Raw genomic sequence first — 18,883 nt, 5'->3', positions numbered from 1 at the left:
ACTAGTTGGACACCGGTTCAGGCCGTCCCGGCTGCTCGCCGCCGCGGGCCTCGCCGTAGGACTGCTTCGGCACCATGACCTTGCGCCTGAAGATGCACACGACCGTGCCGTCCTGCTTGTAGCCGCGAGTCTCCACGTAGACCACGCCCCTGTCGTCCTTCGACTTGGACGGCGTCTTGTCGAGCACCTCGGTCTCACCGTAGATCGTGTCACCGTGGAACGTCGGCTTCACGTGCCGCAGCGACTCGATCTCCAGGTTGGCGATCGCCTTGCCGGAGACGTCGGGCACGGACATGCCCAGCAGCAACGAGTAGATGTAGTTGCCGACGACGACGTTCTTGCCGAAGTCCGTCGTGTTCTCCGCGTAGTTCACGTCCATGTGGAGCGGGTGGTGATTCATCGTGAGCAGGCAGAACAGGTGGTCGTCGTACTCCGTCACCGTCTTACCGGGCCAGTGCTTGTAGACCGCTCCGACCTCGAACTCCTCGTAGTACCGACCGAACTGCACCGCGCCTCCAACTACGTGTGATCGAGATCTGACTCAGGTGGGGAGACAGTCTTCACACGGAGGGAGTACCCTCGGCAACCGGTGTGTGAGGATTTCCACCACCAGTGACTTCGCCCCGAGGAGGTGAGGACCCCTAAATGAGCAAGGACCCCCACCCTGCCAGTACCAAGCGCGTCCTCACCGAGGTGGCCTGCTAGATCGTTCTAGTTCGCTGAGTCTCCACCGGTAGGACGCCCGTCGTGCTTTTCGTGCACTTCGACGACGTGTGGCCCTGGAGGAACTCACCATGCCCAGCCTGCCCTCGATCCGCGGACGCGGCGCCCAGCAGCGCCCTGCGCCGCGCATCGCCGTGCCTGTGTCGCACTACGTGGTCGACTGCGCGGTCTACGTCGATGGCAAGCGCTTGCCCGGCCGGTGGACGCACACCGACGCCGTCAAAGAGGTCAGCAAGCGCAAGGACGGGTTCGTCTGGATCGGACTGCACGAGCCCGACGCCGAGCAGATAGAGGGCATCGCCGAGACGTTCGGGCTGCACGAGCTCGCGGTCGAGGACGCGGTGCACGCGCACCAGCGCCCGAAGCTGGAGCGGTACGACAACACGCTGTTCATGGTCTTCAAGACCGTCCGCTACGTGACCAACGAATCCCCCGACACCGCCAACGAGATCGTCGAGTCCGGCGAGATCATGGTGTTCCTGGGCAAGGACTTCGTCATCACCGTGCGGCACGGCAACCACTCCGGGCTCTCCAAGCTGCGGCACGTGCTGGAAGCCGACCCGGAGCGCCTGGAGATCGGCCCGTCCGCGGTGATGCACGCGATCGCCGACCAGGTCGTCGACAACTACCTCGAGGTCACCGACCACATCGAGGCCGACATCGACCGCATGGAGGAACGGGTCTTCGCGCCGCGCACCGAGGTGAGCGCGGAGCAGATCTACATGTTCAAGCGCGAGGTCGTGGAGCTGCGCCGCGCGGTGATGCCGCTCGCGAACCCGTTGCGCCGCTTGGCGGAGGGCTACACGCCGCTGATCCCCGAGCAGGTGCGCGCGTTCTTCCGCGACGTCGACGACCACCTCACCGAGGTGTCCGAGCGCGTCATCGCGTTCGACGAACTGCTGACGACGCTGGTCGACGCGACGCTCGCGAAGATCACGCTGCAGCAGAACACCGACATGCGCAAGATCACCTCGTGGGTCGCGATCATCTCCGTGCCCACCATGGTCGTCGGTGTGTACGGCATGAACTTCGACTACATGCCCGAGCTGAAGTGGAAGTTCGGCTACCCGCTGATCATGAGTCTGGTCCTGATCGCCTGTCTGACGCTCTACCGAATACTGCGCCGAAATCGCTGGCTCTAGTCCCGGTTTCGCCCGCTTTCTTCGTTGTAGAAGGGCCCCGTCATGACCAGAATCCTCACCAACATCCGCTTCTGGATCCTCGCGTTCCTGCTCTGCTGGATCACCACCGTGTTCGTGCTCATCAGCGGAACCCCCTGACGTGAAAGCGCGGCTGACGAACCTCAGGTTCTGGCTGCTGGTGTTCCCGATCGGCTGGCTCGCGATGGTGTTCGTGTCCATCGCGGTCTGGCCGTCGCCGGGCGCCGGGTCACCGGACGAGCTCGCCGCCGAAGTGACGAACGCGTTGCGCCTGCACGACTTCCACAAGCTGGAGCCGCTGCTGGCGGTCGGTGGCGAGGACGTCGCGAAGACGACCGCGGACCAGTTCCAGACCGCACAGGTGGAACGCGGCGTCTACCGCGATGGCGCCATCATCGTCGAGTACACGCATGACGGCACCCGCGCGGAGTTCCGGCTGCCCGTGGAGATGCAGGACGGCCGGTACGTGGTGAACCCGGTCGTCACTCCCAGGGGGTGACGTCCCAGGTGAACGGCGTGCCGTGGCCCGCGCCGTGGCCGAGGTTCAGCGAGATCCCGGCCGGCCAGAGCTTGAGCAGCAGTTCGAACCGGTAGTCGTCGTCGGTGCGGCGAGGCTCGAAGACCAGCAGCGCCAACGGTGACAGGGGCGTCGCCTTCGCGGCCGCGTCCGCCAGCACGGCCCTGCCCATCGCCCGGTCCGCGGGCGAGGCGTACTGCCACACCACCGAATGCCACACGACGGTGAGCACGTCTCGTTCGGCTCGGGCGAGCTGGTGCGCGAGCCACTCCGGAGCGGCCGACCGGTCGACCCGGACGGGGTCGGTGGCGGCGAGGTCCAGCGCGTCCCGCAGGCGGTTCCACCTCTCCAGCTGGTCCGGCCAGACGAACGAGCTCAGGTGCAGCCGTCCGTCCTCTGTGGACACGTCGACCGGGGTCAGGTCGCAGCCCGCCCTGCCGACGACGCGCAACCGGTGACTCAGGTCCGCGGACGGCCGGCCGGTCCACTCCGGGTCGAGGACCAGGAGGCTGTCCGGATCGCCGAGAACGGTGTCCGGAAGCTGGTAGCCGACGTGGTGCGGGCGCAGGTTGAGCCCGCCGCTCGCGCCGACCTCCAGCAGCCGCACGCAGAACGGCACATGCCGGCCGGCGGCCTTCGCGGCCTCCTGCGCGGCCACCATCAGACCGCCGTAGAGGGGCGCGCTGCGGCCGGGTTCGTTGGTCTGCACGACGGTGGCCAGGACGCGTTGCCGCAGGACGTCCGCGTGTTCGTTGAGCGCGGGCAGCGCGTCCTCCCACAGCGTCGGCAGGTGGGGCTGGCCGCCGACCGACGGGTAGTGCTTCGCGAGGCCGGGCGCGCGGCCTTCGAGCACGAGCCGGTGGACGGCGCCCGCGAACCGCAGCCCGGGCACGGTGCCCTCCCGGTCGCGTTCGGAACCGGCCATGATCCTGGCCGTGACACCGCCCTGCCGGAGGTCGTCGGCAGCGTCGGTGAGGAGTCGCTGGGTCAGCGGACTGCGGTCGCGGCACCCGTGGGCGGCCGCGCCGAACAGCTCGGCAAGCACGGTCATAACGCTAACGGCAGCGCCGCCGCCCGTCATGTGGGGAAAGTCCTCATTAAGCTGCTGGGATGGCTCGGATTCTGGCTGTCGCGGACGAGGTGGTCGAGCAGCTGTGGACCGATCAGGTGCACCAGCACTCGGGCGTGGACCTGATCGTCGCGGCCGGTGACCTGCCGTTCGACTACCTGGAACACCTGGCCAACGCCCTGGACAAGCCGCTGGTGTTCGTCCCCGGCAACCACGACACCGACCTGTCGGGCTACTCGAACGTGCGCGGCCTGTGGACCAAGGCGGGCGTGCCGGTGCGCTGGCCAGGACCAGCCGGTGCGGTGAACGCGGACGAACGCGTGATCGACGTCGCCGGCCTGCGGATCGCCGGTCTCGGTGGTTCGATCCGCTACAACAAGGGCCCGAACCAGTGGACGGAACGGCAGCAGGCCCGCCGCGCCCGCCGGGTGTCCCGGCTGGCCGGGTGGCGCAGGCTGCGGGACGGACGTGGCGTGGACGTGCTGCTGACCCACTCGCCGCCGTTGGACTGCGGCGACGAACCCGACGGGCCGCATCGCGGTTTCGACTGTTTACGCGGACTTGTCTCTCGGCTGCAGCCCTCGTTCATGCTGCACGGCCACATTCATCCGCACGGCGTGCCGCGCCCGGACCGTTCGCTGGGCGCCACACGCGTGATCAACGTCGTGCCGCAGAAGGTCTTGGAGATCTCGGGAGGTTCGTGATGAGACGTGACACCGGTTTCCCGGTGGCCGATGCCGAGAGCGACTTCCTGCGCGCTCGCCGCCGTCAGGTGATGTCGCGTCTCGCGGCCTGGCTGCGCCGCGAGCCCGACGACGTGAACATCATGCTGCCGTTCCACGAGGTCGTGGACGCCCTGGGCATGGCGTCGGAGAAGCGCCTGGGCCTGCAGACGATCCGCCTGGACTCGATCGTCGGCAGCGTCGACCGCACCCGCGACTTCGACCGCCGCTTCCGCCCGACCTCCGGCCGCGTCCGGGAACGCTGGCAACGGCTGGCCCTGGCCGCACGCCGCGGCGAGAGCGTGCCGCCGATCGAGGTGTACCGGGTCGGCGAGCTGCACTTCATCAACGACGGCCACCACCGCGTGTCCGTGGCACACGCCATGGGCCTGGAGGTGATCGACGCGTACGTGACGCAGGTGATCACCCGGATCAACTCGTCCGGCATCCGGTACCGCGGCGACCTCATCGTGAAGGACTACCGGCGCCTGTTCCTGGACCGGGTCCCCCTGAGCGGCGAGGCCCGCGCCGCCGTGGTGCTGTCCGACCCGTGGCACTACGCCCAGCTCGGCGAGCACGTCGAGGCGTGGGGGTTCCGGCTGATGCAGGACAGCGGCCAGTTCCTGGACCGCGCCGAGGTGGCGCGCCGCTGGTACGCCGACGAGTACAAGCCGGTCGTGGCGATGCTGCGGCAGGCCGACATGATCGGCGACCGCACCGAGACCGAGGCGTACATGTGGGTCGCGGCCGAGCGGTACCGGCTGATCCGCACGCACCGGTGGGACGCCGACGTCATCAACGCCGTGCGCGAGGAAAGCCAGTCGCACGGCCGAGGCCCACGCGTCTGAGGTGACGCCTCTGCGTGTCGCCCTTTGAACTGATCACCGTGGCGCCACCCGCGGCCCGTCCGCGTCCGGCAACGGCCGCGCCTGGTCCAGCACCTCGTCGGTGTACTTGTCGAGCAGCCGCGTGCCGATCTGCTGCGCGTACCCGAAGATGACCGCCCACAGCAGCAACGCCGCCGCCGACGGGATGCCGATCAGCCCGCTGGTGACCCCTGCTCCCAGCGCCAGGATGCCCACCACCGCCAGTGCCGCGCCGAGCATGATCTTGATGAGCGCCTGGTAGCCGATCATCACGTACGGCGAGAGCGACGGCCGGCGACGTAAGAGCAGCACCACGGAGGCCAGCACCGCGCCGAACGACCCGAGCACCTGCACCAGCCACACGTCCACACCGGACGCCTTCACCGTGCCACCGGGACAGACGGTGGGCAGCGCGTTCTCCTTCGGGTCGACGCACAACGGGATGATGCCGGGCTTCACGATGCCGACGACACCGAGCACCGTGTTGATCACGAACAGCACGATCGACGCGGCGATCAGCTTGTTGCGCAACGCACGCGAGCCGGCGTGCGCGAAGTCCGAGTTGTCGTAGGCCGCCCGCAGCGCGTCCACCACGATCGCGCGCTCGACCGCGGGCGTGAACTCCCCCGGCTGCAACTCCTCCAGGGCGCGGCGGCGCGGATCGTCGTCGTCCAGGTACTGCGCCACCCGCGCACGAAGACCGGGCAACCGCCCGAGGAACCCGCGCTCGGCCGAGATCGTGGCCACCTCGGCCTCGTGCAGAGCGCGCCAGGCACGTTCGATGTGCCAGCCCGACCACCACGACGGCAGCATGCGCCACCACGGCTCACGGGCGTTGAGCATCGCCTCGACCACGGCGGCCTGCGCCTCGGCCGTGCGACGCCACACGTCCCCCTCGGGATCGACCGGATCGGACGGGCCGAGGGCAGCCAGATCCGCGCGGACCCGGTCCAACCGGGACTGCACGACGAGTCTCCAGTCGGTGACTCTGGGTTTGCGCTCGGCCATGCCCCGATGGTGACAGGAGGGTCCGACAATTTCCGCAGCCATCCGTGTGACGTGGGCAAACGTCACCCGAACACCTCAGTCCGTGATCGTCTGGCGCATCCACGGACAGTAGCGGCCGATCGAGCTCGGCCGACCGCAGCCGACCAGCGGGGAAGGCGCCGCACAGGGCACCGGGCGACGCCTCCCCCGCCCGCTCAGGCGGTCTGCGAAGGTTCCACCAGCGCACGGAGCCGGGGAGGCATCCTCTTCTCCAGCCCGTACGGTTCGAGGTGGGCCTGCAGCACGCCCGTGAACGCCCGCTCCACCGAAGCGGTGTCCCAGTTGTCGCTCTCCAGGATCGGTTGCTTGAAGTACGGCTGGCCCACGATGTGCAGCTGCCTGCCGTTGCACCGGATGACCTGCCCGGTGATGCCCTCGGCTCGGTCAGAGAGCAGGAACAGCACCAGCGGCGCGACCTTGCCCGGCGTCCGGTCGGCCGGGATGGCGCGCAGGGAGCGTTCCGACTTCCACACCATCCGCGTGTGCGCGACGGGGCACACGGCGTTCACGCGGATGCCTTCGGCTTCCAGGTCGAGGGCCCACGAGTAGCTCAGTGAGGCCACCGCGCCCTTGGTCGCCGAATAGGTGGCGAGTTTGCGCTGGCCGAATGACGCGCCGGAGGAAATGTTGATGATCGAGCCGCCGCCGGTGGCCCGCATCGCGCGCATCGCCGCGATTCCGGTGTAGATGACGCCGAGGACGTTCACCTCGACCACGTGCCTGATCGTCTCGGGGTCGTCTTCCCACGGCGCGGTCTCGTAGTTCAGGCCCGCGTTGTTCACCAGGCCGTCGACTCGGCCGAATTCGTCGGCGCACAGGTCGACGATCTTCGCCGCCTCGCTCGGGTCGGCGACCGTGTGGTTCGAGGCCACGGCTCGGCCACCGAACTCCCGGATGTGCTCCGCGACCCGTTCTGCCAGGTCACCATCGTTGTCGTTGACCACCACCGACGCACCCGCGAGGGCAGCGTGCATCGCGTAGGCCTCACCCAGTCCTCGACCGGCCCCCGTGATGACGACCGCTTTTCCGTCCAGGATCCCCATTGCACGCTCTCTTTCAGTCGGCGGCGGTTCCCCGGAACCCCCCGGTGGTCTCGTACCCGCCTTCGACAAGCGTGCGGACGATCCGAAGAAGCGAAGACCACGTTTCGATGAGATGTCGCTGCCGAGCGCCCAATGGCGAACCGAGTTCGGCAGGGCAGATAGGGCGGGACTAATAAGTCCCAACTGCGCGAGGGCTTTCGCCCTCACTCGATCGAGTGACAGAAACGGGCCGCCTTCCCGCGAGGGGAAGGCGGCCCGTAAAACGAGAATTCACCGTTCCGTGTAAGTCAGGTTCCTGCCGTTGGACGGGTCGAAGAGCTGAACCTTGTCCGCGTCGAACCAGATTTCCGACGAGGCGCCTTCCACCGCGCCGGACGCCGACGACAGCCGCGTCACGAGCGAGATGCCGTCACCCGGCACGTCGTCCGATCCCGCGTCCGCCGCGAGCTCCTGGAGCTCCGCCGAGGCCGCCTGCTCGCCCGTGAGGTTGAAGTAGGCGTACTTGTCCGAGCCCATCGACTCCAGCACGTCCACGTGCTGCGTGAACTTGCCTCCCGACGACAGCGCCGCCGCGTCGACCAGTGCCGCGTCCTCGAAGTGCTCGGGGCGGATGCCCATGATCACCTCGCGGGGCGCGTCGGCACCCTCCACCAGCTGCCGCACCCGGTCCGTCAGCGTCACGTCGCCGAGGATCGAGCGCAGCGAACCGTTCTCCAGCGTCGCCGGCACGAAGTTCATCGACGGGGAGCCGATGAAGCCCGCGACGAACAGGTTCGCCGGCTGGTCGTAGAGGAACTGCGGCGCGCCGATCTGCTGCACGACACCGCCGCGCATGACCACGACCCGATCGCCGAGGGTCATCGCCTCGGTCTGGTCGTGCGTCACGTACACCGTGGTCGTGCCCAGCTGCTTCTGCAGGCGCGACACCGAGGTGCGCATCTGCACGCGCAGCTTGGCGTCCAGGTTGGACAGCGGTTCGTCCATCAGGAACGCCTTGGGGTTGCGCACGATCGCGCGCCCCATCGCCACGCGCTGCCGCTGGCCACCGGACAGGTTGGACGGTTTGCGGTCGAGGTGCTGCGTCAGGTCCAGGATCTCCGCGGCGTCGTTGACCTTCTTCTCGACCGTCGCGTTGTCGACCTTGGCCAGCCGCAGCGGGAAGGCCATGTTCTCCTTCACCGTCATGTGCGGGTAGAGCGCGTAGGACTGGAACACCATGGCGATGTCCCGGTCCTTGGGCGCCTTCTCGTTGACGCGCTGCCCGCCGATGCGCAGCTCGCCGTCGGTGATGTCCTCCAGCCCCGCGATCATGTTGAGGGTGGTGGACTTCCCGCAGCCGGACGGCCCGACCAGGATGATGAACTCGCCGTCGGCGATCTCCAGGTTGACCTCCTGCACGGCCAAAGCGCCGTCGGGATACCGCTTGGTCACCTTGTCCAGAACGATCTCTGCCATTGGTCAACTCACCCCTTGACGGCGCCGGAGGTCAGGCCGGCGACGATCCGGCGCTGGAAGAACAACACGAAGATGATGATGGGGATCGTGATGACCACGGCGGCCGCCGCGATCGATCCGGCCGGGTCCTCGAACTGCGAACTACCGGTGAAGAACGACAGCGCCACCGGCACGGTCCGCGACTGCTCGGTCGAGGTGAGCGAGATCGCGAACAGGAAGTCGTTCCAGCAGAAGATGAACACCAGGATCGCCGTCGTGAACACACCCGGTGCGGCCAGCGGCGCGATGACGCGACGGAACGCCTGCCCCGGCGTCGCACCGTCCATCTTCGCCGCCTTCTCGAGCTCCCAGGGGATCTCGCGGAAGAACGCCGACAGGGTGTAGATCGCGAGCGGCAGCGCGAACGTGATGTACGGCAGGATCAGGCCGGGCCACGTGTCGAACAGACCCAGCGAACGCTCGATCTCGAACAACGGCGACACCAGCGAGACCTGCGGGAACATCGCGATCAGCAGCGAGACGCCCACCAGCAGGTTCTTGCCGGGGAAGTCGAGCCGCGCGATGGCGTAGGCGGCCATCGTGCCGAACACCACGGCGATCGCGGTCGCGATGATCGCGATGCCGATGGAGTTGATCAGCGCTCGCGTGAACTCGGACGTCGAGAAGATGTTCTGGTAGTTCTCCAGACTCCACTCGCGAGGGATGAAGTTGCCGTCCGCCAGCGTCTTCGACGACTTGAACGACAGGGACACGATCCACAGCACCGGGATCAGCGCGTAGATCACGACCACCGTGTTGAGCACACCCCAGCCCCACTTCTTGGCCGGGGTCTCCGCTCCTCCGATACCCGCCATCAGCGCTTCCCTCCGTCGTCACTGCCGGGGGCAGCGGTGCCGAAGAGCTTGATGAACACGAACGCGATGATCGCGACCATGATGAAGATCAGCACGGACATCGTCGATCCGATACCGAGGTTCAAGCCCTTGATGAGGTTGTTGTAGGTCAGCATCGACACCGACGACGTGCCCTGCGAACCCGCGGTGAGCACGAAGAGGTTGTCGAAGATGCGGAACGCGTCGAGCGTACGGAACAGCAACGCCACCAGGATCGCCGGCTTCATGATCGGCACGGTGATCTTGATGAACCGCTGCCACCCGCTCGCACCGTCCATCGCGGCGGCCTTGAGCAGGTCGTCCGGCACCAGCGCCAGGCCCGCCATCAGCAGCAGGGCCATGAACGGCGTGGTCTTCCAGATCTCCGCGAGGCCGACGACCATCAGTGCCGGGATCTTCTCCGTGAGCACGGGGTCGCCGCCGAGCGCCTCGGCGAGGTAGCCGGTGCCGGGCGTCCAGGCGAAACGCCAGGAGAACGCCGCCACGACCGTCACGATGCCGTACGGGATCAGCGTCGTCGTGCGGACGATGCCCCGGCCGACCAGCGCCCGGTGCATGATCAGCGCGAGCGACATGCCCAGCACCAGTTCGATCGCGACGGTCACGACCGTCAGCACGACCGTCACCCACACCGCGTTCCACCAGTACGGACTGCTGAGCACGGTGACGTAGTTGTCGAACCAGATCCACTCGGTGCGGTCCGGGAACTTCAGGTCGAACCTCTGCATCGACAACAGCAGCGAGTAGAGGATCGGCCAGCCGGTCACCGCGATCATGGTGATCGCGGCGGGCGCGCAGAGCAGCCAGCCGAGCTTGCGCTCGGCTCTCTTGCCCTCGCTCAGCGCGACTTTCTTCTTGGGCGCGACGGGTTTCGGTGCCGCCGCTGCCTTCGCCGTGTCTTCTGTGGTCGCGTGACTCACGGCAGAACCCCCTTCGAGTCGAGAGCGTCCTGCAGTTCCTTGCGCAGCCTGTCCGCGGTCGCCTGCGGGTCGATGCTCGCGGGCGGCGACAGGATCGTGGAGATGACCGTCGAGACGTTCTGGTAGGCGGGCGTGCGCGGCCGCACACTCGCGTTCTTCAACGTCTCCTTGATGTCGTCGCGCATCGGGTACGCCTCGGCCATCTCGGGCTCGTCGTAGACGGCCTCGATGGTCGGCGGCACACCGTCCTTGAGCGCGGCGAGCTTCTGGCTTTCCGCACCGCGCAGGCACAGCACCGCGTCGAACGACTCGTCCGCGTGCGTGGTGTAGTTGCTGACGGCGTAGTTGATCCCGCCGACGGTGACCTTCGACTGCTCACCGCTGACCGTGGGGTACGGCGCCCACTTGAAGTTCTTCGCGAAGTCCGGCTTCTTCTGCGCCGCCGCGTAGACGTACGGCCAGTTGAGCTGGAACGCCGCGCTGCCACCCTCCATGGCGAGGCGCGCGTTGTCCTCGGCCGCGTTGGAGAACGACGGGTCGATCGCCTTCGACGTGGCGAGCTTCTTCAGCGCCGCCAACGCTTCCACGGCCTTGGCGTCGACGACGGCCTTGGTGCCGTTCTCGTCGAGGATCGTGCCGCCGTTGGAGTTGACCAGGGTGTTGTACAGCACGACGAGTCCCTCGTACTGCTTTCCCTGCGCCACGATCTGGCCGGGCTTCCCTTCCGCCACCAGCGCCTCGGCCATGGAGATCATCTCGTCCCACGTCTTCGGCGGCGTGGGCACGAGGTCCGAGCGGTACCACAGGAGCTGGACGTTCGTGTTGTCCGGAGCCCCGTACAGCTTGCCCTCGTACGTCGCGGTGTCGAGCGGCGTCTTGAGCGTGCCGTTCTGCACCTGCGACTTGACCGAACCCGTGAACTCCTTGATCCAGCCCGCCTTCGCGAGCTCCGCGGTCCACGTGACGTCGAGCCCGAGGACGTCCATGCTGTCGTCCTCCGCCGCGAGTCTGCGCACCATCTGCTCGCGCTGACCGTCCGCCTCCCGCGGCAGCTTGTTGTAGACGATGTTGTATCGCCCGCCGGCCTTCGCGTTGCAGCTGTCGACGATGGCCTGGAAGTTCTCCTGGGGATACTTGTAAACGTTGACGGTGATGCCTTGGTCGCCAGACCCGCAAGCCGTGAGGGTTCCTGCCGCGAGTACCGCGGCTCCCACTCCGGCGGCGAGTCGATAGCGCCGTGTCGCACCCATCGGCCCTGCCTCCTTCCCGACTGCACGGAGGAGCCAGACCGCTGTCTGCCCGGCACCTCGTCGTGCCACCGGCCGCACCGGGCGAACCGGTCAACCGAACCTAGGCCCGGTGATCAGGAGCCGCAACCAAGGGAAGCAACGATTCAGAACCAATGGCCTTATGTGAACCTTAAGAACTCGGGTTCACCGGACGCATCGCGAGCCTCGCGAGCAGGTCACGGCCCTTCTCGGCCGACTTCGGCTGGCAGAGCACGTCATACCGGTTCGCGACCAACTGGGACGCGGACTGGAAGTCCCGCTTGCCGCGCGCCGACCCGTACCCGACCGCCGCGAACACCAGGCCGAAGAAGACACCGGTGATCAGACCGGTCAGCACCGGCCCGACCGTGACCCCGGGCTCGGGACTGAAGAGGGTGAGCAGGAGGCCGACGAACAGACCGAACCACGCACCACTGGCCGCGCCGGTCATCAGCACCCGGCTCCAGGTGAGCTTGCCGGTGATGCGCTCGACCAGCATCAGGTCCACGCCGACGATCATGACCTCCTGGACCGGGAAGTCCTCCACGGCCAAGTGGTCCACCGCGCGTTGCGCTTCCTCGTACGTGGCGTACGAACCGATCGGCCACCCCGTCGGCGGAGTGGGCAGGCGGGGAGGGACGCCGGACCGGTTCGGGTTGGCGAACGGACTCGTCACGGGGACCACCCTCTGTCGGACGCGCTGATCGTTCCATCCTGCCAGTGCCCACTACGGCGTGCCGACATGCCTGCGGGTGTTTTGCCGGTTTCCACCTTCAGGCGGCATGACCACGTGGTCGTCGTCGTTGCCCGGCCGGAAGAACCGCCATTCCTCGCGCCCCGATTCGCCGCATCGCGCTTCGATCCGGAAGCCGTCCGAGAGGAACACCGTCAGATCTCCGTCCGCGTCCAGCTCGACTGACGTCACGACGACCTGTGCGCCGCCCAGGTGCGTGGTCAGCTCCGCGGCCCGGACGTCGAACCTGTTGGCGCCCTGCACGTCCCAGTCGAACTCACCGTCACCGCTCCAGCCCGCTGGTGGCAGGCGGACGTCGGAAGCCCCGGTGATGCGCTCGTCGCCGAGGTACACCCGCCACGGGCCCTGCAGGTGCAGCGCGAACTCGGCGATGTCGCGTGTCCCACCCCGGTGGTCGGGCAGCTCGAGGATCGGGCCGAACCCCAGCCAGACGAGATCGCAGGCACGGCCGGCACACCGCCACCGCGCACCGACCAGATCTGCCAGGGACCGGCGCGCCGCGTCGATCAGGAAGTCGCTCACCGGCGCATTGTCGCTGCGGGACCGTCAGCCGGGGAACGCGATTTCGAACCGGTGCACCAGCGCCCGGTGCGACCGCGCGTACTCGTCCCGGCTGTCCGCCACCCGTTCCGTCTCCTTCTGCAACGCCTCACGGGCCGCACCGGCGTTCCCGCCGAGCACGTGGACGACCGCGAGTTTGCGCGCCCGCTCGAAGTCGAGCAACGACTCCGGCTTGGCGACGAGCTCACGCGCCAGGGTGTCCCACTTGGCGTACTTGTCGATGTACGGCTTGCCGTGCTTCAAGAACGCGGCCACCAGCGACGCCACCAGGGGAGCGTGGTCGCCGCCGGGAGTGAAGGTCCACTTCCAGACGGGCTTGTCCTCCATCAGGTGGCCGAGCGGTGCGGAGACGACCGGTGCCGCCCGGAACCCGACGCCCAGCGCTTTGCAGGCTTCGTCGTAGCGGCGGAAGCAGACGCCGACCAGCGGAGTGAGTTCGAGAGAGCCCGCCACGCCGAAGCCGAGCCAGCCGGAGACGCCGTCACCACAGTCCTGGAGCCAGACGTGGCCGCGGCGGACGAAGCCCGTCGGCCGCAGCGCGGTGTCCACGGCCATGAGCACGTCGGTTTTCGGTGAAGGCCTCACGGACGACAGCGTCCCACCGTTCATCGGATCCAGCAGGGTCAGTGCAGCACCGGCCCGAGGAACTCGGCCAGCTTGCGCACCACGTCCGGCGGCACCTCGTCGAGGTGTTCCGTCAGCTGCAGAAGTATGCGACCGCCGCCCAGGTGCTCAACGGAAGAACACGGCGCCGTCGAACAGACCTCTTGCACACCACCCAAAGCGGCTACCTGACGCGGTCCCAGCAACGTCGCCCAGTGCGGGCCGCGGGCCATTTCCGCTGCCATGAAAAGGGATTCGTCCAGGCCGACGCCGGCGGCGACCTCATGCGCGGTGCGCACGCCGACGCGGTCCAGCGTGATCCAGCCGCCGCTGGCCCGCACCAGCGAGGCGCCCGAACGGAAGACGGACAGCCATTGTTGTTGCACCGCATGGGAGATCCAGCCGCCGAACAGCGACCGCGAGGCCGTGACCACGACCTGGTGCGGGAACGCGGGGTCGTCCTTCAGCAGGATCTCCGCGCTCCAGCCGTGGTCGACCAGGGGCAGGCCCTGGAAGTCGAGCTGGACGAGTTGCACGCGCAGGAACGACGGCAGGTCGGCCAGGGCCGCCGACCACGACGGAAGGGTGAACTCACCCGAAGAGAGCAGCAGCCGGGCATAACCCGGCGGGCCCCAGGGCGTTGTGTCGGAGGGGTGGTAGTCGCGCGCCACCGAGACGAGCTCCTCGACCGATGCCGGGCACAGGGGTGCGAGCAGGTCGGTGAACAGGGCGCCGAACCACTTGGCCAGCGCGGGACGGTCGACACCGGAGAACGTGTCCAGCTCCATGCGGACGACGTGTGGCGGCGACACAGGTCCGGGAAGTGTCAGATCTGTGCTCAAAGTGAGCGAACCTTATGGCCCGCGAGCGCAAACCGTCAGGGGCCAGTCCCGTGAAAGATTGGCCCCTAACGGACGAACGTCAACTGGCGTCTAGCCGCGCGACTGGTAGTCGCGGAGCAGGCCGCGCGAGATGATCGTCTTCTGGATCTCCGACGTGCCCTCGCCGATCAGCAGGAACGGGGCCTCGCGCATCAGGCGCTCGATCTCGTACTCCTTGGAGTAGCCGTAGCCGCCGTGGATGCGGAACGACTCCTGCGTCACCTCGGCGCAGTACTCGGAGGCGATGAGCTTCGCCATGCCGGCCTCGACGTCGTTGCGCTGGCCCGAGTCCTTGAGGCGCGCGGCGTTGACCATCATCAGGTGCGCGGCCTCGACCTTGGTGGCCATCTCGGCGAGCTTGAAGGCGATGGCCTGGTGCTCGACGATGGCCTTGCCGAACGTCCTGCGCTGCTGGGAGTACTCGATCGCGAGCTCGAAGGCGCGGATCGCGATGCCGCACGCGCGGGCGGCCACGTTCACGCGGCCCACCTCGACGCCGTCCATCATGTGGCGGAAGCCCTGGCCGGGCGCACCGCCCAGGACCTGGTCCGCGGCGATCTCGAAGCCGTCGAACACCATCTCGGTGGTGTCGACGCCCTTGTAGCCCATCTTGTCGATCTTGCCGGGGATCGTGAGGCCCGGCAGGACCTCGCCGTAGCCCTCGGGCTTCTCGACCAGGAACGTCGTGAGGTTCTGGTGCGGCTTCTCGGCGCCCTCGTCGGTCTTCACCAGCACGGCGGTGAGGTTGGACGTGCCACCGTTGGTCAGCCACATCTTCTGGCCGTTGATGGTGTAGCCGTTCGAGCCCTTGACGGCCTTGGTGCGGATCGCCGCCACGTCGGAGCCGAGTTCGGGCTCGGACATGGAGAACGACCCGCGCACCTCGCCCGCGGCCATGCGCGGCAGGTACTTCTGCTTCTGCTCGGGCGTCCCGTGCTGCTTGAGCATGTGCGCCACGATGAAGTGGGTGTTGATGACACCGGAGACGCTCATCCAGCCGCGTGCGATCTGCTCGACCACCAGCGCGTAGGTCAGCAGGGACTCGCCCAGGCCGCCGTACTCCTCGGGGATCGTCAGGCCGAAGAGGCCCATCTCCTTCATACCCTCGACGATGTCGGCGGGGTACGTGTCGCCGTGCTCCAGCGTCTGGGCGTGCGGGATGATCTCCTTGTCCACGAACGTGCGGACGGTCGCGAGGATTTCTTCCTGGATGTCCGTGAGACCCGCGGTCTGGGCGAGGCGCGCCATCGCACTTCCCTTCCAAGGCTTTGGTTACCGGCGAGTATGGACCGGTTAACGCCCGTTTGCGACCGGGGTGTGCTCTCCGCAACAACCCAGGCGCCCGCTGTACCGAAACAGCACCGCTGACAGGTGTATTCGCGCACCCGCACGCGACGAACACCGCCGGCGGACCTTAAGATCCCCGGTCAGACATCTAGGGGGATTCGCGATGACCTACGACCCGTACAACCCGAAGCAGCCAGGTGATCCGTACGGCCAGCAGCCGCCTTACGGCCAGCCCGGTCAGTACGGTCAGCAGCCCATGTACGGCTACGGCTACCCGCCCCCGCCCAAGTCGCAGACGAACGCGATCCTGGCTCTGGTGCTGTCGCTCGTGGGGTTCGCGACCTGTGGCGTGACGTCGATCGTCGGCGTCATCTTCGGGCACATCGCGATGGCGAAGATCAAGCGTGGCGAGGAGGAAGGCCACGGGATGGCGCTCGCCGGCATCATCGTCGGCTACGTCGTCATCGTCGGCTACCTGCTGTTCATCGCGTTCTACGTCTTCGCGATCTTCGCGGCGGTCAACGGGAGCTATCGCTAGAACGGGGAGATCTCAGCCCGCGAGGGCGATCTCCAGGGTGCCGCCGCAGTGGCGGCAGACGTCGGCGAACACGTGGACGTCGGCATCGCATCCCGGGCAGCTGCGGAAGCTGCGCTCGAGCAGGTCGTCCTCGCGGCGTTTGAAGAGCCGCAACCGTCTGCTCGTCTTGCCGTTACTCGAACGTGACATGCCCCAGAGCATGCCCCCACCCAGGGGCGAGATCGCAAACTCCGGTGACGGATTGTGCGCCACTTCACCCATTTTGAATGCAACCCGTGACGGTCGAACACGTCCAGTGACATTCAGCGTGAAGTAGCGCACAATCCGTAACGGAATCAGGCCTCCGGTGGCGTCCAGACGTTCGCGCGGGACATGCCCGCGGCACGGCCCTTGCCGGAGATCACCAACGCCATCTTGCGCGACGCCTCGTCGATCATCTCGTCGCCGAGCATCACCGCGCCCCGCCTGCCGCCCGCCTCGGACGTGTAGAACTCGTACGCGTCGAGGATGTTCTCGGCGTGGTCGTAGTCGTCCTGCTTCGGGCTGAAGACCTCGTTGGCCGCGTCGATCTGGCCGGGGTGCAGCACCCACTTGCCGTCGAAGCCCAGCGCCGCGGAACGACCGGCGACGCGCTTGTAGCCCTCGACGTCGCGGATCTGCAGGTAGGGGCCGTCGATGGCCTGCTTGTCGTGGGCCCGCGCGGCCATCAGGATCCGCATCAGGATGTAGTGGTAGGCGTCGCCGACGTCGTAGCCGGGCGGCTGCTCACCGACGACCAGCGACTTCATGTTGATCGACGCCATGAAGTCCGCCGGGCCGAAGATGATCGTCTCGACGCGCGGGGACGCGGTGGCGATCGCGTTGACGTTGTTCAGGCCCAGGGCGTTCTCGATCTGCGCCTCGATGCCGATCTTGCCGACCTCGTAGCCCATCGTCTTCTCGATCTGCGTGAGCAGGAAGTCGAGCGCGACGACCTGCTCGGGCGTCTGCACCTTCGGCAGCATGATGCAGTCGAGGTTCGCGCCCGCGCCCTCGACGACCTCGGTGACGTCGCGGTAGGTCCACTCCGTCGTCCAGTCGTTGACGCGCACGACACGGGCCTTGTCACCCCAGCCGCCCTCGTTGAGCGACGCGACGATGGTCTTGCGGGCATCGGGCTTGGCCAGCGGCGCGCAGGCGTCCTCCAGGTCCAGGAACACCTGGTCCGCCGGCAGCGTGCGCGCCTTGTCGATCATCTTCTGGCTCGAGCCGGGGACCGCCAGACACGAGCGACGGGGACGCTGCTGGTCGACCACTGGAGTACCTCCTTGTACCGGCCGGTAACTATGAGCGCCACAGTGGCACGCATCATCTCCGGGCGCATATTCGCTGAGTCCCGTTTCACAAACCCTGGCAGGCTGAACCGGTGGAGATCACTCGAGTACTCGACGCCGCGCTGCGGAAGGCGGCCGCCGTCTGGATCACCTCGCACGGTCATGAACCGCGTCTCGTGCACTCCCACTGGCGTGCCGACTCGCTGTGGGTCATCTCCGGCGGCACCGAACCGACGGTCCCGGGACTGGCTGACGGAGCGCAGGTCACGGTCACCGTCCGCTCCCCCAGCACGCACTCGCACCTCATCGACGCCCAGGCCGTCGCGCACCTGACCGAGCCCGACGACGAGACCGCACAGGCGCTGCGCACCGCCCGGCTCAACACCAAGCCGTCGTGGGACGCCGTGTACCGGCTGGAGTTCGGCGCATGATCACCGTGCCCGAGGGCTTCGGCGAGGGTCTGGGCGACGGCGCTCCGGCATGGGTGACGAAGTTGCCGAAGCTCGCCACCAAGGCGTGCGCGCGCTGGCGGCTCACCCCGGACGGCGCGCTGATGCACGGCTTCTGCGCGGTCGTGCTGCCGGTGCGCCGGGCCGACGGGCACCCCGCGGTGCTGAAGCTGAGCTGGACGGACGACGAGACGCAGCACGAACCGCTGGCGCTGCGGCTCTACGACGGCAACGGCGCGGTGCGGCTGCTCGACCACGACGCCGAGCTCGGCGCGTTGCTGCTGGAACGCCTCGACCAGCACTCGCTCGACGACGAACCGGTCGACCTGGCCATCGGCGTGATCGGCGGCCTGCTGCGCCGCCATCGCGGAATCCAGGCGCCGGAAGAGGTCCGGCGGGTCTCCGGCGCGGTGAGAGATCATCCGGCGATCCCGCGCGACCTGCTCGGCGCGGCCCGTGAGGCCGGCACCCGTCCGATGGGCACGACGCTCGTCAACGAGGACCTGCACTACCAGAACGTGCTGCGCGGCGACCGCGAACCGTGGCTGGTGATCGACCCGAAGCCGTTGTCGGGCGATCCCGAGTACTGCGTGATCCCGTTGCTGTGGAACAGGTTCGGCGAGCTGGACGGCTCCAGGGGCCTCACTGACCGGTTCCTGGCGGTGTGCGACGCGGGTGAGCTGGACGTGGCGAAAGCTCGCGACTGGACGTTGCACCGGGCCGTCGCCAACTGGATCTGGTGCCTCGCGGAGGACATGGCCGACGTGGCGGTGATCTGCGCCGACATTGCGCGGTGGGCGGCCCGGACCTGATC

The 18,883-nt window shown here is 67.6% G+C and carries 22 protein-coding genes; 7 read left to right on the top strand and 15 right to left on the bottom strand.

Annotation, left to right across the window (positions count from 1 at the left end):
- Window position 1: 1 nt before the first annotated feature.
- Complete coding sequence (locus tag LX88_RS10060) at window positions 2–508, bottom strand: MaoC family dehydratase (protein ID WP_090065688.1); 507 nt, start codon at window positions 506–508, stop codon at window positions 2–4.
- Between the two features lie 286 nt (window positions 509–794).
- On the opposite strand from LX88_RS10060, the gene corA reads away from it, so the two are divergent.
- Entirely contained in the window at window positions 795–1,865 is a 1,071-nt protein-coding gene (corA, locus tag LX88_RS10055) for a magnesium/cobalt transporter CorA (RefSeq protein WP_258947445.1), read from the top strand.
- Between the two features lie 139 nt (window positions 1,866–2,004).
- Window positions 2,005–2,382, top strand: a complete 378-nt coding sequence (locus LX88_RS10050) for a hypothetical protein (RefSeq protein WP_258947444.1) — start codon at window positions 2,005–2,007, stop codon at window positions 2,380–2,382.
- Here the strand turns inward: LX88_RS10050 and LX88_RS10045 are convergent.
- Window positions 2,366–3,451, bottom strand: a complete 1,086-nt coding sequence (locus LX88_RS10045; protein WP_258947443.1) for a DUF2332 domain-containing protein — start codon at window positions 3,449–3,451, stop codon at window positions 2,366–2,368. The genes LX88_RS10050 and LX88_RS10045 overlap by 17 nt on opposite strands.
- A gap of 59 nt (window positions 3,452–3,510) precedes the next feature.
- On the opposite strand from LX88_RS10045, the gene LX88_RS10040 reads away from it, so the two are divergent.
- Both LX88_RS10040 and LX88_RS10035 read left to right on the top strand, forming a co-directional pair.
- A complete protein-coding gene (locus LX88_RS10040; RefSeq protein ID WP_258947442.1) occupies window positions 3,511–4,173 on the top strand; it encodes a metallophosphoesterase family protein in 663 nt (220 codons plus the stop codon).
- Complete coding sequence (locus LX88_RS10035; RefSeq protein ID WP_258947441.1) at window positions 4,173–5,039, top strand: chromosome partitioning protein ParB; 867 nt, start codon at window positions 4,173–4,175, stop codon at window positions 5,037–5,039. The genes LX88_RS10040 and LX88_RS10035 overlap by 1 nt, the downstream gene beginning before the upstream one ends.
- A gap of 33 nt (window positions 5,040–5,072) precedes the next feature.
- On the opposite strand, the gene LX88_RS10030 is transcribed toward LX88_RS10035, so the two are convergent.
- The 11 genes from LX88_RS10030 to LX88_RS09980 form a co-directional block, all read right to left on the bottom strand.
- Window positions 5,073–6,065 (bottom strand): hypothetical protein, encoded by a 993-nt coding sequence (locus LX88_RS10030; protein ID WP_258947440.1) that lies wholly within the window; start codon window positions 6,063–6,065, stop codon window positions 5,073–5,075.
- 194 nt (window positions 6,066–6,259) lie between these two features.
- Entirely contained in the window at window positions 6,260–7,147 is an 888-nt protein-coding gene (locus tag LX88_RS10025; protein WP_258947439.1) for an SDR family NAD(P)-dependent oxidoreductase, read from the bottom strand.
- 270 nt (window positions 7,148–7,417) lie between these two features.
- Entirely contained in the window at window positions 7,418–8,602 is a 1,185-nt protein-coding gene (locus LX88_RS10020; protein WP_258947438.1) for an ABC transporter ATP-binding protein, read from the bottom strand.
- Window positions 8,603–8,610: 8 nt separating this feature from the next.
- Window positions 8,611–9,456 carry a carbohydrate ABC transporter permease gene (locus LX88_RS10015; protein WP_090065680.1) on the bottom strand — a complete coding sequence of 282 codons (846 nt, stop codon included), beginning with the start codon at window positions 9,454–9,456 and terminating at the stop codon, window positions 8,611–8,613.
- The gene (locus LX88_RS10010) at window positions 9,456–10,415 is read right to left on the bottom strand and encodes a carbohydrate ABC transporter permease (RefSeq protein ID WP_308203429.1); all 960 of its coding nucleotides are present in this window, start codon (window positions 10,413–10,415) and stop codon (window positions 9,456–9,458) included. The genes LX88_RS10015 and LX88_RS10010 overlap by 1 nt, the downstream gene beginning before the upstream one ends.
- Window positions 10,412–11,665, bottom strand: coding sequence for an ABC transporter substrate-binding protein (locus LX88_RS10005; RefSeq protein WP_258947437.1), 1,254 nt, complete (start codon window positions 11,663–11,665; stop codon window positions 10,412–10,414). Before LX88_RS10005 ends, LX88_RS10010 begins: the two co-directional genes overlap by 4 nt.
- A 169-nt stretch (window positions 11,666–11,834) precedes the next feature.
- A complete protein-coding gene (locus LX88_RS10000) occupies window positions 11,835–12,368 on the bottom strand; it encodes a YflT domain-containing protein (protein WP_372511231.1) in 534 nt (177 codons plus the stop codon).
- Between the two features lie 42 nt (window positions 12,369–12,410).
- On the bottom strand, window positions 12,411–12,959 hold the full coding sequence (locus LX88_RS09995) for a hypothetical protein (RefSeq protein ID WP_258947435.1): 549 nt from the start codon (window positions 12,957–12,959) through the stop codon (window positions 12,411–12,413).
- A 24-nt stretch (window positions 12,960–12,983) separates the two neighbouring features.
- The gene (locus tag LX88_RS09990; protein ID WP_258947434.1) at window positions 12,984–13,583 is read right to left on the bottom strand and encodes a hypothetical protein; all 600 of its coding nucleotides are present in this window, start codon (window positions 13,581–13,583) and stop codon (window positions 12,984–12,986) included.
- 38 nt (window positions 13,584–13,621) lie between these two features.
- Window positions 13,622–14,443, bottom strand: coding sequence for a DUF3396 domain-containing protein (locus LX88_RS09985; RefSeq protein WP_258947433.1), 822 nt, complete (start codon window positions 14,441–14,443; stop codon window positions 13,622–13,624).
- 90 nt (window positions 14,444–14,533) lie between these two features.
- The gene (locus tag LX88_RS09980) at window positions 14,534–15,730 is read right to left on the bottom strand and encodes an acyl-CoA dehydrogenase family protein (RefSeq protein WP_258947432.1); all 1,197 of its coding nucleotides are present in this window, start codon (window positions 15,728–15,730) and stop codon (window positions 14,534–14,536) included.
- A gap of 202 nt (window positions 15,731–15,932) precedes the next feature.
- On the opposite strand from LX88_RS09980, the gene LX88_RS09975 reads away from it, so the two are divergent.
- Window positions 15,933–16,307, top strand: coding sequence for a DUF4190 domain-containing protein (locus tag LX88_RS09975; protein WP_258947431.1), 375 nt, complete (start codon window positions 15,933–15,935; stop codon window positions 16,305–16,307).
- A gap of 12 nt (window positions 16,308–16,319) precedes the next feature.
- Here the strand turns inward: LX88_RS09975 and LX88_RS09970 are convergent, their stop codons facing one another.
- Window positions 16,320–16,496 (bottom strand): hypothetical protein, encoded by a 177-nt coding sequence (locus LX88_RS09970; RefSeq protein ID WP_157529767.1) that lies wholly within the window; start codon window positions 16,494–16,496, stop codon window positions 16,320–16,322.
- A gap of 146 nt (window positions 16,497–16,642) precedes the next feature.
- Complete coding sequence (locus LX88_RS09965) at window positions 16,643–17,602, bottom strand: HpcH/HpaI aldolase/citrate lyase family protein (protein WP_258947430.1); 960 nt, start codon at window positions 17,600–17,602, stop codon at window positions 16,643–16,645.
- Window positions 17,603–17,712: 110 nt separating this feature from the next.
- On the opposite strand from LX88_RS09965, the gene LX88_RS09960 reads away from it, so the two are divergent.
- Both LX88_RS09960 and LX88_RS09955 read left to right on the top strand, forming a co-directional pair.
- Window positions 17,713–18,051, top strand: a complete 339-nt coding sequence (locus LX88_RS09960) for a hypothetical protein (protein ID WP_258947429.1) — start codon at window positions 17,713–17,715, stop codon at window positions 18,049–18,051.
- Window positions 18,048–18,881: an aminoglycoside phosphotransferase family protein gene (locus LX88_RS09955; protein ID WP_258947428.1), complete on the top strand. Its 834-nt coding sequence runs from the start codon at window positions 18,048–18,050 to the stop codon at window positions 18,879–18,881. Before LX88_RS09960 ends, LX88_RS09955 begins: the two co-directional genes overlap by 4 nt.
- Window positions 18,882–18,883 lie beyond the last annotated feature (2 nt).

Source organism: Lentzea californiensis, assembly GCF_024648825.1.
In the GTDB taxonomy this organism is placed as follows: Bacteria; Actinomycetota; Actinomycetes; order Mycobacteriales; family Pseudonocardiaceae; genus Lentzea; species Lentzea californiensis.
Note: the sequence above shows the minus strand (reverse complement) of the source record. Positions and strands in the feature narration are given on the sequence as shown.

Coding starts and splice junctions, on each gene's coding strand:
- corA (WP_258947445.1), top strand. CDS start 795: ATGCCCAGCCTGCCCTCGATCCGCGGACGCGGCGCCCAGCAGCGCCCT.
- LX88_RS10045 (WP_258947443.1), bottom strand. CDS start 3,451: ATGACCGTGCTTGCCGAGCTGTTCGGCGCGGCCGCCCACGGGTGCCGC.
- LX88_RS10040 (WP_258947442.1), top strand. CDS start 3,511: ATGGCTCGGATTCTGGCTGTCGCGGACGAGGTGGTCGAGCAGCTGTGG.
- LX88_RS10035 (WP_258947441.1), top strand. CDS start 4,173: ATGAGACGTGACACCGGTTTCCCGGTGGCCGATGCCGAGAGCGACTTC.
- LX88_RS10030 (WP_258947440.1), bottom strand. CDS start 6,065: ATGGCCGAGCGCAAACCCAGAGTCACCGACTGGAGACTCGTCGTGCAG.
- LX88_RS10025 (WP_258947439.1), bottom strand. CDS start 7,147: ATGGGGATCCTGGACGGAAAAGCGGTCGTCATCACGGGGGCCGGTCGA.
- LX88_RS10020 (WP_258947438.1), bottom strand. CDS start 8,602: ATGGCAGAGATCGTTCTGGACAAGGTGACCAAGCGGTATCCCGACGGC.
- LX88_RS10015 (WP_090065680.1), bottom strand. CDS start 9,456: ATGGCGGGTATCGGAGGAGCGGAGACCCCGGCCAAGAAGTGGGGCTGG.
- LX88_RS10005 (WP_258947437.1), bottom strand. CDS start 11,665: ATGGGTGCGACACGGCGCTATCGACTCGCCGCCGGAGTGGGAGCCGCG.
- LX88_RS09980 (WP_258947432.1), bottom strand. CDS start 15,730: ATGGCGCGCCTCGCCCAGACCGCGGGTCTCACGGACATCCAGGAAGAA.
- LX88_RS09975 (WP_258947431.1), top strand. CDS start 15,933: ATGACCTACGACCCGTACAACCCGAAGCAGCCAGGTGATCCGTACGGC.
- LX88_RS09970 (WP_157529767.1), bottom strand. CDS start 16,496: ATGTCACGTTCGAGTAACGGCAAGACGAGCAGACGGTTGCGGCTCTTC.
- LX88_RS09955 (WP_258947428.1), top strand. CDS start 18,048: ATGATCACCGTGCCCGAGGGCTTCGGCGAGGGTCTGGGCGACGGCGCT.